The 12,061-nt window shown below is 71.1% G+C and carries 13 protein-coding genes; 4 read left to right on the top strand and 9 right to left on the bottom strand.

What is annotated here, in order from left to right:
• Positions 1-728 precede the first annotated feature (728 nt).
• The 3 genes from AC07A6_RS37020 to AC07A6_RS37030 are packed head-to-tail and all read right to left on the bottom strand — an operon-like array spanning position 729 to position 2,677.
• A complete protein-coding gene (locus tag AC07A6_RS37020) occupies positions 729-1,001 on the bottom strand; it encodes a hypothetical protein (protein ID WP_478780055.1) in 273 nt (90 codons plus the stop codon).
• Positions 1,002-1,011: 10 nt separating this feature from the next.
• Positions 1,012-1,725, bottom strand: a complete 714-nt coding sequence (locus tag AC07A6_RS37025; RefSeq protein WP_362467202.1) for a TetR/AcrR family transcriptional regulator — start codon at positions 1,723-1,725, stop codon at positions 1,012-1,014.
• Between the two features lie 22 nt (positions 1,726-1,747).
• Positions 1,748-2,677, bottom strand: a complete 930-nt coding sequence (locus AC07A6_RS37030; RefSeq protein ID WP_478780056.1) for an AurF N-oxygenase family protein — start codon at positions 2,675-2,677, stop codon at positions 1,748-1,750.
• 207 nt (positions 2,678-2,884) lie between these two features.
• On the opposite strand from AC07A6_RS37030, the gene AC07A6_RS37035 reads away from it, so the two are divergent.
• A complete protein-coding gene (locus tag AC07A6_RS37035) occupies positions 2,885-3,991 on the top strand; it encodes a ferritin-like domain-containing protein (protein ID WP_386273242.1) in 1,107 nt (368 codons plus the stop codon).
• 82 nt (positions 3,992-4,073) lie between these two features.
• On the opposite strand, the gene AC07A6_RS37040 is transcribed toward AC07A6_RS37035, so the two are convergent.
• Entirely contained in the window at positions 4,074-5,540 is a 1,467-nt protein-coding gene (locus tag AC07A6_RS37040; RefSeq protein ID WP_478780057.1) for a penicillin-binding transpeptidase domain-containing protein, read from the bottom strand.
• The gene (locus AC07A6_RS37045) at positions 5,537-6,970 is read right to left on the bottom strand and encodes an FtsW/RodA/SpoVE family cell cycle protein (RefSeq protein ID WP_478780058.1); all 1,434 of its coding nucleotides are present in this window, start codon (positions 6,968-6,970) and stop codon (positions 5,537-5,539) included. Before AC07A6_RS37045 ends, AC07A6_RS37040 begins: the two co-directional genes overlap by 4 nt.
• Positions 6,971-7,094: 124 nt before the next feature.
• Between AC07A6_RS37045 and AC07A6_RS37050 the strand changes: the two genes are divergently transcribed.
• The 3 genes from AC07A6_RS37050 to AC07A6_RS37060 all read left to right on the top strand — a co-directional run bounded on the left by AC07A6_RS37050 (position 7,095) and on the right by AC07A6_RS37060 (position 9,681).
• The gene (locus tag AC07A6_RS37050) at positions 7,095-7,484 is read left to right on the top strand and encodes a DUF6325 family protein (protein ID WP_007266531.1); all 390 of its coding nucleotides are present in this window, start codon (positions 7,095-7,097) and stop codon (positions 7,482-7,484) included.
• Between the two features lie 14 nt (positions 7,485-7,498).
• Positions 7,499-7,960, top strand: a complete 462-nt coding sequence (locus AC07A6_RS37055) for a hypothetical protein (protein ID WP_478780059.1) — start codon at positions 7,499-7,501, stop codon at positions 7,958-7,960.
• 656 nt (positions 7,961-8,616) lie between these two features.
• Entirely contained in the window at positions 8,617-9,681 is a 1,065-nt protein-coding gene (locus tag AC07A6_RS37060) for an endonuclease/exonuclease/phosphatase family protein (RefSeq protein ID WP_478780060.1), read from the top strand.
• Here the strand turns inward: AC07A6_RS37060 and AC07A6_RS37065 are convergent.
• The 4 genes from AC07A6_RS37065 to AC07A6_RS37080 all read right to left on the bottom strand — a co-directional run bounded on the left by AC07A6_RS37065 (position 9,668) and on the right by AC07A6_RS37080 (position 11,859).
• The gene (locus AC07A6_RS37065; RefSeq protein WP_478780061.1) at positions 9,668-10,174 is read right to left on the bottom strand and encodes an N-acetyltransferase family protein; all 507 of its coding nucleotides are present in this window, start codon (positions 10,172-10,174) and stop codon (positions 9,668-9,670) included. The two genes, AC07A6_RS37060 and AC07A6_RS37065, sit on opposite strands and share 14 nt — an antisense overlap.
• Complete coding sequence (locus AC07A6_RS37070) at positions 10,171-10,395, bottom strand: hypothetical protein (RefSeq protein ID WP_478780062.1); 225 nt, start codon at positions 10,393-10,395, stop codon at positions 10,171-10,173. The genes AC07A6_RS37065 and AC07A6_RS37070 overlap by 4 nt, the downstream gene beginning before the upstream one ends.
• A complete protein-coding gene (locus AC07A6_RS37075; RefSeq protein ID WP_478780063.1) occupies positions 10,388-10,519 on the bottom strand; it encodes a hypothetical protein in 132 nt (43 codons plus the stop codon). The genes AC07A6_RS37070 and AC07A6_RS37075 overlap by 8 nt, the downstream gene beginning before the upstream one ends.
• Before the next feature lie 92 nt (positions 10,520-10,611).
• Entirely contained in the window at positions 10,612-11,859 is a 1,248-nt protein-coding gene (locus tag AC07A6_RS37080; protein ID WP_478780064.1) for a helix-turn-helix domain-containing protein, read from the bottom strand.
• Between the last annotated feature and the right edge of the window lie 202 nt (positions 11,860-12,061).

The following is a 12,061-nucleotide window of genomic DNA, read 5'->3' on the forward strand; positions in this document are numbered from 1 at the left end:
GGGGGGGGTGGAGGAAACAACAGACTAACCCTTCTGTTTTGGGGGGGGGTGGGGGGGGGGTGGGGGGGGGGGGGGTGTTGTTTGGGGGGGGGGGGGGGGGAAACACCCCCCCCCCACCCCCCGACAAGCGGCCAAAGGGCCTCCGGGAGGCGTTGTTTGCTCCTCGAAGGCCTTCGTCCGCCCCGATCGCACCCCACACCAGCCCAAGACGGCCGTCCGACGCCAAGCCGGGAGGAGCGCGTAGCGATCCGGCGCGCCCATCCGCCGCCTGGGCTGCTCTCTTCGCCTTCTGGTGCGGATATCAGCCCAAGGCGGTCGCCGGACGCTGAGAGACGAGGAGCTCGTAGCGATCCGACGCGGCCGGACGCCGCCTGGGCTGCTCTGATCGGCCTCTCGTACGGGTAGTCGCGCCCTCGGTCCCGAATCGCAGATGTGGGGGCCCGGATGCCCGGCGGGCCGGCGCCCGGCCCCTCGCCTCATCGCTGACACGGCCGCTCCTCCAATGATGGACCGTGCCGTTCCTTCGGGGGCTTCCCGGCAGTCTTTCGGCTTTCCGGGGCGGGTCGGGCTGTCAAGGGTGGAGCGAAGCGACATCGCGAAGCGACGCGACGAAGGAGCGCCCTTGACAGGCCGGCACGACACGGAAGGACGATGGGACTGACGGGAAACCCCCGAACCGGCTGTGAGGCGGGTCCGCTCGGACACGCTCCCGGGGCCCCGTCGGTGGGTCAGCGGCCGCTGCGGGGCTTTGTCCACGGCCAGCGGAGCTTCGGCTTTTCACCCGTCGGGGAGTAGGTGTACTTCCACCCCTTCTGCAGCCCGAGCCGCTTCGTGTACCCCGACGGCACGCGCTCGTACAGCAGTACCGTCGGGGGGCCGCCGTCCGCTGCCGGGACCGGGATCTCGTACCACTTCGGCGGGTGGCCCGTCGGGCCCACGAGGATCGGGAGGACGCGGCCGTCCATCGGCCCGCCCTCGAAGGGGGTCGGTTCGCTTCTCACCCCACCAGTGTCACAGCAGGTGGGCGGCCTCGGAGACCACCGGGATGACGCGGCGGGCCAGGACGCCCGCCGGGCCGTCCGGGCGTTCCAGGGCGAGGGCCGCGCGGGCGGCGGAGGCCGTCTCCGGGTCCGTGGCGGCCGTGGCGGTGAGCAGGGCGATGAACTGGTCCACCAGCCAGTCGCGGAGGGTGGCGGCGTCGGGCTGTTTGCCCTCGTCGATCCAGATCAGGGAGGCGGCCTCGACGGCGGTGATCCAGGTGCGGACCATCATCCGCAGCCGTGCGCCCGGGGTGGGGACGCCGAGGTGGAGGAGGATCTGCTCGGCGGCGGCGCGGCGGATGCCGTCCACCGTGGCCGTGGTGCGGGAGGTCTCCACGACGCTGCCGCCCTGGAGCAGCGCGGCGAAGCCGGCGTCGTGTTCGTCGACGAAGGCCAGGTAGCGGTCCAGGGCGCGGGACAGCCGCTGGGTGAGCGGGCCGGTCTGGGGTTCGGCGAAGCACAGTTCGAGGACGTCCGCGGCCGAGCGCAGCGCGGCTTCGTACAGCTGCTGTTTGCCGCCCGGGAAGTAGCGGTAGACCAGCGGGCGGGAGACGCCCGCGGCCTCTGCGACGTCGTCGAGGGAGATCTCCTCCGGGGCGCGGTGCGCGAACAACGACAGCGCGGCGTCGAGGAGTTGGGCGCGCCGCTCCTCGACGCTCAGCCTGCGGTACGCCCGTACGGTCATGCCCGCAGAGTAGACGACCCGTCTAGGCGAGGAGGCCGGAGCTGCGCCAGAGCCGACGGCCGACGCCGCGCAGGACGCCGATGTCATCGAGGAAGTCGGTGAGCCGCTTGGCGCCGGCCTGCATGACCTCGCGGCGGTGGCCGCTGGCCTTGACCTGGGCGACGGCTTCACGCCGGTCGAGGCCGACGTTCTCGTAGACGGCGGGGTTGACGAAGGCCACGGAGAAGACGCGGGCGGCCTCGCCGCAGCTGATCCGGGTGAGTTCCTGCTCCCAGCGGGGGGCGGTCAGCATCTGGCGGCGCAGTTCCTCGCGGGCGTAGCGGACGTGCCGGGCCTCCTCGATGACGTGGATGCGGGTGACGCCGCGGACGAGGGGCTGGATGCGCTCGTCCGGGAAGGTGAGGCGCTGCATCCAGTCGAGGATCTCCTCGCCGAGGAGGGTGCAGGCGAAGGAGCCGGGGGTGGTGGAGACGGTCTTGAGGATGCGGGCGAGGTTGTGGTTGAGCCGGGTGACCGGGTACTCGGGGGCTCCGCCCTTCTGGATCATGCGGGCGAACATCATGGAGTGCCGGCATTCGTCGGCGATCTCGGTGAGTGCGTAGCGGACGTGGTTGCTGGTCAGCGACTTGTCGTAGATGTGCCGGACCAGGAGCTGCATGAGGATGATCTCGAACCAGATGCCGAGGGAGGCGAGGGACGCGGCCTCGTGGCGGGAGAGGTCGATGCGCTGCTCCTCGCCCATCTTCTTCCACATCGGGGTGTCGTAGAGGGAGAGCAGCTCGGGCGGCCAGTAGTACTTGCCGTCGATCGGCGGGGCGTCCCAGTCGAGTTCCCGGTCGGGGTCGAAGGAGTGCTTGGCGGAGGATTCGAGGAGTCGTTCGGCGATCTGCTCACGGTCCTTGAGGAGGCCGAGGGCGTCCCTCAGCGCGGCTCGTTCCGTCACTGTCGTCATGGCTTCGGGCACCTCGCGGTCGGGTTGCCTGTCTGGGTCACCTGTGGGGTTACCTGCGGTCACCCCTTATGAGACTCCTTGTCAGCAAGGCCGTCAATCCCTCGCGCGCGACTTGTTGACCCCACGTCTACCAACGTGTGACTCTGCCAACTGTCCACTCCCGCAAGGCAGTACGCGAGACGCAGTACGCGAGACGAGGAGGCGTCAGTGTCGACGCACGAGCTCTACACCCAGGCCCCGGACGAGACCGTGTGGCCGGTCCCCGCCTCCGGCGCGGCCCGCTTCAGCTGGGAGTACGACGGGGGGCGCGACCGCCTCCTCGCGCTGTACCAGAAGGGCAAGGACAAGCAGTGGGACGGCGCCAAGCGCATCGACTGGGACATCGAGGTGGACCCGTACGACCCCCTCGGCACCCCCGACGAGACGCTGACCCTCCACGGCACCCGGCACTGGGCGAAGATGACCGAGCGGGACAAGGGCGAACTGCGCCGGCACTACAGCGCCTGGAACTTCAGCCAGTTCCTGCACGGCGAGCAGGGCGCGATGGTGTGCGCGGCGCGCATCGTCGAGTCCGTGCCGGACCTGGACGCGAAGTTCTACTCCGCCACCCAGACCATGGACGAGGCCCGGCACGCCGAGATCTTCGGGCGCTTCCTGCACGAGAAGGTGGGGATGCTCTACCCGATCAACGACAGCCTCCAGGGGCTGCTCGGCGACACCCTGCGCGACTCCCGCTGGGACATGCCCTACCTCGGCATGCAGGTGCTGATCGAGGGGCTGGCGCTGGCCGCCTTCGGGATGATCCGCGACACGACGGACAAGCCGCTGCCCAAGCAGATCCTCGCGTACGTGATGCAGGACGAGGCCCGCCACGTCGCCTTCGGGCGGATGGCGCTGCGCGACTACTACAAGCAGCTCACGGACGCCGAACTGCGCGAGCGCGAGGAGTTCGTCATCGAGGGCTGCTACCTGATGCGCGACCGGCTGCGCGGGGTGGAGGTGCTGGAGAACTTCGGCATCCCCAGGCGGGAGGCGGTGGAGTACACCGAGCAGTCGGAGTTCCTGCACCTGTTCCGCAAGCTGCTGTTCAGCCGGATCGTGCCGTGCGTCAAGGACATCGGGCTGTGGGGGGACCGGCTGCAGAAGGCGTACCTGGAGATGGGCGTCTTCGAGATGGGCGACTCCAACCTCGACCTGCTGATGGCCCAGGACGAGGAGATCGCCGAGTCGCTGGACCGCGAGCGCTTCGCCGCCGAGGAGCGGGAGCGGGTGGCGGAGGTGGAGGCCGCCATCCAGGAGGGCGCGCAGGGCTGACGGCGAGCATGGCGGGCCTGACGGCGAGCGTGCGCGGGCCTGACGGCGCGGGCGCGCGGCTCTGACGGCGAGCGCCCGCGGGCTAGGGGGTGGCCGGCCGCAGCGCCGCCTCCATCACCGCCCGCGCGATCGGGGCCGCCGCGCCGTTGCCGCTGATGTCCCCGCGTACCGCCGAGGCGTCCTCGACCACCACCGCGACCGCCACCGCCGGCTGCGGCGCGTCCTGCCCGCGGGCCCAGGCGATGAACCAGGCGTAGGGGGTACCGGCATTGCCGACGCCGTGCTGCGCGGTCCCGGTCTTGCCGCCGACCAGCGCGCCCGGGATCGCCGCGTTGCGCCCCGTACCGTCCTCCACCACCTTCACCATCAGCTCCTGCACGCGCAGCGCCGTGGCCGGGCTCATCGCCCGGCTCAGGGTGCGCCGGTCGGTACGCCGCACCAGGGAGCCGTCGTCCTGGGTCGTGCGCTCCACCAGGTAGGGGGTGCGGATCTCGCCCCCGTTGGCCACGGCCGCCGCGACCATGGCCATCTGCAGCGGGGTGGCCTTGGTGTTGAACTGCCCGATCGAGGACAGCGCCAGCTGGTCCGGGCTCATGTCGGTGTCGAAGTTCGACCGCGACACCCACGACGGCACCCGCAGCCCCTCGTCGTTGAACCCGAAGCGTTCCGCCGCCTCCACCATCCCGCGCAGCCCGACCCGCACCCCGATGTCGGCCATCACCGTGTTGCAGGACCACTGCACCGCCTCCGCCATCGAGGCCTCCGCGCAGCCCGTGGCCGCGTTCGGCAGCAGGGTGCTGGTGCCGGGCAGCGGGTACGGGTCCGGGGTCCGGGTCGGGGCGTCGACGTCGGTGACCACGCCCGCGTCGAGGGCGGCGGCCGCCGTCACGATCTTGAAGGTGGAGCCCGGCGGGTAGGTCTCGCGCAGCGCCCGGTTGAGCATCGGCCGGGTGGGGTCCGCGTTCAGCCGCTCCCAGGCCGCCTTGACCCGCGTACCGGTGCCGGAGAGCACCCCTGGGTCGTAGGAGGGGCTGCTGACCAGGGCGAGGATCCTGCCCGTGGCCGGCTCGACGGCGGCGACCGCGCCGCGCTTGCCGCCGAGACCCCGGTACGCGGCCTGCTGCACGGCGGCGCGCAGGGTGGTCGCGGCGTCGCCGCCGCCGGGGCGGCCGCGCGAGAGGTCGTACCAGAGGGGGAAGACGGACAGCCCCGGGTCGGTGCCGGAGAGGACGGCGTCCTCGGCGCGCTCGACGAAGCTGGTCCCGTACGTCTGTGAGGAGAAGCCGGTGACGGGCGCGTAGAGCGGGCCGTCGGTGTAGGTCCGCTCGTAGCGCAGCAGCTGGCGACTGTCGCGGGAGCCGGTGACGGGCCGGCCGTCGACCAGGATGTCGCCGCGCGGTTCGGCGTAGCGCTCGATGGCGGGGCGCTTGTTGGCGGGGTTCGCGCCGTAGGCGGCGGACTCCCACACCTGCACCCGGGCCACGTTGGCCAGCAGGGCGGCGAGCAGCAGGGCACAGAAGTACGCGCACCAGCGGATGTAGCGGATCACGCGGCGGCCTCCCCTGCGCCGGGGCCGGGATCGGGGCCGGGATCAGGGCCGGGATCGGGGCCGGGATCGGGGCCGGGTCTGGGTCTGCGGGCGCTGTCGCTGAGCCGGACGAGGAAGGCGACGATGATCCAGTTGGTGACCACGGAGGAGCCGCCCTGCGCGAGGAAGGGCATGGCCATGCCGGTGAGCGGGATCAGACCGGTGACGCCGCCCGCGATGACGAACACCTGGAGGGCGACGATCGAGGCGAGCCCGGTGGCCAGCAGCCGCCCGAAGGGGTCGCGCAGGGCGAGTCCGGCGCGGAAGCCCCGGGACACGAGGAGCCCGTAGAGGAGCAGGATGGCGGTGAGGCCGACGAGGCCGAGCTCTTCTCCGGCGGTGGCGAGGACGAAGTCCGACTTGGCGGCGAAGCCGATGAGGAACGACTGGCCGTGGCCGAGGCCGGCGCCGAGCAGGCCGCCCGCGGCGAAGGCGAAGAGGGACTGGGCGAGCTGGCCGGGGCCGTCGCCGCGCTCGATGGAGGCGAAAGGATTCATCCAGTCCTGGACCCGGCTGTGGACGTGGGGTTCGAGAGTCCCGACGGCGTACGCCCCGAGGGCTGCGAGCAGCAGCCCGATGGCGATCCAGCCGATCCGCCCGGTCGCGGTGAACAGCATGATCACGAAGAGGCCGAAGAAGAGCAGCGAGGTCCCGAGGTCCCGCTCCAGGACGAGTACGCCGACGCTGAGCAGCCAGATCGCGAGGATCGGCCCGAGCACCCGGCCGGGCAGGAGGCGGAGCTTCCAGAAGAGCCGGCGCCCGGTGAGGGCGAGGGCGGTGCGGTTCGCGGCGAGGTAGGCGGCGAAGAACAGGGCGAGCAGGATCTTCGCGAGCTCCCCCGGCTGGAACGAAAGCCCGGCGAAGCGGATCCAGATGTGGGCGCCGTTGACGGCCGGGAAGAAGACGGGGAGCAGCATGAGGGTGAGGGCGGCGGCGACGGAGAGGTAGGCGTACCGCTGGAGGATGCGGTGGTCGCGCAGGAGGAACAGGACGAGGACGAAGAGGACCACCCCGAGCGCCGACCACCGCAGCTGGTCCTCCGCCCCGGGCGCCCCGGGGGTGGCCAGGTCGAGGCGCTGGATGAGCACCAGGCCGAGCCCGTTGAGCAGGACGGCGATGGGCAGCAGGAGCGGATCGGCGTACGGGGCCCTGAGCCGCACGGCCAGATGCGCGAGCAGCGCGGCCCCGCCGAGCCCGGCGGCGTAGGGGGCGGCGGCGGGGGCCCGGTTGGTCCGGCCGTCCGCGGCGAGGCCGACGTAGAGGTGTCCGAGTACGGAGATCAGGACCGCGCCCGCGAGGAGCGTCAGCTCGATGCCGCGGCGCTTGGCGGCGCGGGCGTCGGGGGGCGGCGGCGGAGCGGGCTCCGTCACCTTCGCCGTCAGAGCGGTCATATGGGGAAACGTAGCAAGGTCGCGGCTGGTATGTCCGGTTATGTCATAGGGTGCCGAAGAGTCGTCAGAAACGGTCAGGCAGGAACGGTCAGGCAGAACGCTCAGAAGTGAGGAGCCCCGGCTCATGGGACCTGTGGAATTCATCGTCCTCGCCTTCCCGGAGGAGCAGCTCCGGGTCCCGGCGGTCGAGGCCGTGATGGGACTGCGCAAGACCGGGGTGGTCCGGCTGATCGACGGCCTCGTCACGACGAAGACCGCCTCGGGGGAGGTACTGGCGGCGGAGTTCGACGAGTTCGTGGAGCTGCAGGGCATCCTGGCGGGCCGGGACGTGGCCCGGCTGATCGGCCCGGAGGACGTCCGCGAGGCGGCCGAGCTCCTGGACCGGGGCAGCTGCGCGCTGCTGCTGGTGGTCGAACACGTCTGGGCCCAGGACGCGGCCGTCGCCGTACGGGCGGCGGGCGGGCGGATCGTCGGCTCGGTCCGGATCCCGGCAGAGCGGGTGGGGGCGGCGTGATGTTCATCCGTCCGGTGGGTGACACGGTCAAGGCGGCGGTCCGCCCGGCGGGCCGGCCCCTCCTGCGCGGCCTGCTGCGCCGGGCGGCGGGCGCGGCGGAGTGGGCGCAGGCGGAGGACACCGGGGAGGCGGTGGTGGAGGGCTTCGGGGACGAGTACGGGGACGAGTTCGGGGACCGGGTCAGGGACGAGTTCGGGGACCGGGTGGGGGACGGGGAGCACCGGGAGGAGTCGCCCTGGGAGGGGGAGCCCGGCCCCCCGGCTCCCACCGCCGAGGAAGAACCGCAGCCGGCTCCGGCGGAAGCCCCCTCCGCCCCCGGCCCGGGGGCTCCGGCGGTTCCACCGCTGCCCGGCAGCCTGGTGACGGAGCTGAACCAACTGGCGGACCTGACCCGGGAGGGGCTGCTGACCCGGGAGGAGTTCAGCAGGGCGAAGGCCCGCCTGCTGGGGGGCGGGGGTGCGGGGGCGGAGTCGTAGCGGGGCGGTCTCAGGGAGGGTTGGGGGCTTCCCGTCAGTCCCATCGTCCTTCCGGTTCGGGCCGGTCCCTCAAGGGCGCTCCTTCGTCGCGTCACTTCGTGATCGCCTTCGGCGACCCTTGACCGACCGACCCGAACCGGAAAGCCGAAAGACTGCCGGGAAACCCCCAAAGAAACGGCACGGTCGATAGTTGGAGGGACGGGCGTCTCAGGGACCAGGCGAGGGGCCGGGGGCCGGCCCGCCGGGCATCCGGGCCCGTCCAGTCCCGATTCCGGGCCAGGGGAGCGACTACCCGCACGCGAGGTTGATCAGGACCTCCCTCGGAGCCGCCAGGCGCGACAGATCGCTACGCGCTCCTCCCGTCTCAGCGGCCGGCGGCCGCCTGTGGCTGATACCCGCACCAGAGGACGAACAGAACCGCCCGGAAAACATGGACGCGACAGATCGCTACGCGCTCCTCCTTTCTCGGCGACCGACGACCGACGACCGTCTGGGGCTGATACCTGCACCAAATGATGCGTAGAACCCCCTCCGGGCACGGCAGGCGCTGAATGGCGGCAGGCGTAGGCCGGGCGGCCTACGGTCGGATCGCCGCATTGCGGCCTTCAGCCTAGATTCGGGGCGTTCGCCTGGTTTCCACCGGAAGGGTCGCCCGTATGACACGCCGTTGGTTCACATCCCTCCTGTGCGCGCTCGCGCTGCTCGCGCCCGGGTCCGCGGCCTCGGCCGCCAATCCGCCCGCCGAGTTGCGAGTGCTGACACGCAATCTGTACCTGGGGGCCGACCCCGGGCCGGTGCTCGCGGCGACGACCCCGCAGGGCCTCATCGCGGCGGTGACCGCGGCCTACGCGAACGTCCAGGCGACGAACTTCCCCGAACGGGCCCAGGCGCTGGCCGAGGAAATCGTCCACGCCGACCCCCACCTCGTGGGGCTGCAGGAAGCCGTGCTGTGGCGGAGCCAGACGCCTGCGGGGCCGGGCAGCGCCACGCATGTCGAGTACGACTTCCTGAAGATCCTGCTCAAGGCGCTCGCCACCCGGGGCAAGCACTACAAGGTCGTGGGGGAGGTCACCGTCGGCAGCGACTTCGAAGCCCCGCGGTCCACGCCGAACGGGCTGCAGGACATCCGGCTCACCGACCGGGACGTGCTCCTGGCCCGCGCCGACGTCCCCGTGGCCAATGCGCAGACCGGCCACTTCCAGGCCTTCCTGCCGATCTGCCGTCCCGTGCTGGGCTGCCCGCCCAATCCGCCCCTGCGGGTCGAGCGCGGCTGGGTGGCGGCCGACGCCACCGTGCACGGCCGCACCGCCCGGGTGGTCACCACCCACCTCGAACCCGGCTCGGCGGCCGTCCAGGAGGCCCAGGCCGGCGAACTTCTCACCGGCCCCCTGAACACCACACTGCCCACCGTGCTCCTCGGCGACCTCAACTCGGACGCCGACGGCAGCGGGACCCAGAGCTACGCCCGTCTCGTGGCCGCGGGCTTCAAGGACGCCTGGACCGCCACCCGGCACCACAACCTCGGCTTGACCGCTCACCAGGCCCCGGACCTGCGGAACCCCTTCTCCACCCTCACCCGGCGCATCGACCACGTCCTCTTCCGGGGCCACATCACCGCCCGGTCGGCCCACACCGTCGGCGACACCCAGGCCGAGCGCACCCCGTCGGGCCTGTGGCCCTCCGACCACGCCGGTGTGAAGAGCGTGCTCAAGCTCGCGTGATCGTCTTCTGGTACCAGGACACGTCCCAGAAGCGTCCGAACTTCCGTCCCACCTGTTCGAAACTGCCGACGTGCCGGAAGCCGAAGCGTTCGTGGAGGCGCTGGGACGCGTCGTTGGGCATGGCGATTCCGGCGAGGGCCATGTGGACGTCCTCCTGTTCCAGCGCCTCGAACAGCGAGGTGTACAGCAGGCCGCCGACGCCGCGGCCGACGTGCTCGGGTGCCAGGTAGACGCTGGTCTCCACGGAGGTGGCGTACGCCGGCTTGGGGCGGAAGGCGCTGCTCGTCGCGTAGCCGAGGAGCTTTCCACCTTCCTCGGCCACGAGGAGCCGGTGCGGCCCCGACGCAGGATGGGCCAGCAGCCACGGCAGCCGCTGTTCGGGGGTGAACGGGTCGGTGTCGAAGGTGATCGGCGTCTCGATGACGTAGTGGTTGTAGATGCGGGTCAGCTCTTCGAGGTCGTCCTCGACACCATGCCGGATCTCGGTAGTCATTCACAGGACGGTACGTGGGCGGGTTCGACGTTGGTGACGGCCGTGGTGAATTCGCGACCGCAGGCACCACGGATGTAGGCGAGCTCGATCCAGCGCTCGATACCGGTGTCGGAGACGTTCTCGTTGATCACGGCCATCAGCACGCCCTCGACGCCCGATGCGATGTCGCGCACACGCTGCCGGAGGAGGCGGTGCGGCACGTACTCGTAGCACTCACTCATCGGACGCCGCCTCGAACGTGCCGAGGAAGCGCTCCCAGCCGGCCAACGCCCGGTCGAGCAGATCCGTACTGGGTTCCGCCACCACAAGGGTGTGCGAGGTCTCGTCGCAGGCACAGCTGCACATGATGCGGCCACTCCCTACCGTCTTCAGGGTGATGAACTACGACGGTAGGGACGAATGCCGGGAAGAAGGGGCCCGGTTCGGGCCCCTTCCGCCTAAGCGGCCAACAGGCCGATGTCCACTGCCAGTCGGCTGGCCCGCTGCCGCCTCTCCGGCAGCCGCGACGCCGCCTCCTCCAACACGATGGCCCGCGCGTAGCCGTTGTACCGGGTCGTCTCCGGTGCCACCGCATGAGCCTGTTCCAACGTCGCCAGCGCCACGTCCGGCTGCCCGTCGAGCTGGTAGGCGCGGGCCTGCTCGATCCGGTGTCGTGCCCTGCGCGGCAGTGACGGGATGACCGCCGTCTCCGAGCCGGCCGCCTGCCGCACCGCCTCACCGCCGGTCCTCAGTTCCACCGCGACGGTCACCCCGTGCGCGCCCATCACCGGCCGCCCGAAGCTCGTCACCCGGTGGAAGTAGCCGGCCGGAAGCTCCTTGGCCACACGTTCCGCTCGCTCCCACCACCCCCAAGCGGCACCCGTCTCACGCCGCTTCGCGGCAGTCAGAGCAGCTTCTGCCCGCAACGCGCCGACGATCGCCCGGACTTCCACCGGAGCGTCCGCCAACCCGGGTTCCAGCAGTCGCAGTACCTGCTGGACCACATCGTCGGCCTCGTCGTACTGGCCGGAGTCGCGGTGCGCCTGAGCGGACAGCCAGGCAGCGACACCGATGGCATGAGGGTCCTCGGACTCCTGCGCGGCGTTCATGCCTCGGTCGGCAACCCGCCAGAGCAGCGCGGGGTCCGGCTGGTAGGCGACGAAGAACTGGGCGAGGAAATAGGTCTCCGCCTTGAGCCGCAGAGCGTCCCGCCGGTCGGCAGCGGTCTCCGCCTGCCTGACCCCGAGCTGCGTGTCCCGGATCAGTCCGGGCAGCAACGTGCCGATGACCGCCCGGTGGTTCGGCGCCTTGTGCCGTGCGGCCCAAGCGGCGTCCAAGGCCGCCCGCAGGAAGTCCCGCGAAGGGGCTTGAACGTCCCCAACAGCCGGAAAGCCGGTGAGCGCAGCCCGTACGGCCGGCAACTGATCGTGTCCGGGGCCGAGGAACAAGTCGGTGTTCTGCGCCTTGATGTCCCCCACCAAATCGTTCAGCCGACGGACACGGAGGGCTTGGGCAATGGCGAGGATTTCCGGCAGTCTCGGCATTCTCATGGCGCCGGTCTCCACTTTCTTGACCCACGAAGGGTGATGGCCGAGAAGTCCGGCCAACTGCTCTCGGGTCATGCCTCGGCGGGTGCGGTAGATCTGAACACGTTGCCCGAACGCGACAGGATTGTCGTACGGGTCGGGGGGTGTATCGGATGACACGGCCATGCCCCTTCTCTGTGCAGCTCGACACCGAACAGCCTATGGCTCAGGGCCATTTGCGGATGCTCGAAAGCATCGCCCCAGACGGTCGCTGGACGCTGAGACGTGAGGAGCGCGTAGCGATCTGCTGCGCCTGTCGGTTCCCTGGGCTGCTCTGTTCGCCCTCTGGTGCGGGTATCGGCCCAAGACGGCCGCCGGACGC

This window comes from Streptomyces sp. NPDC044002 (genome assembly GCF_056434525.1).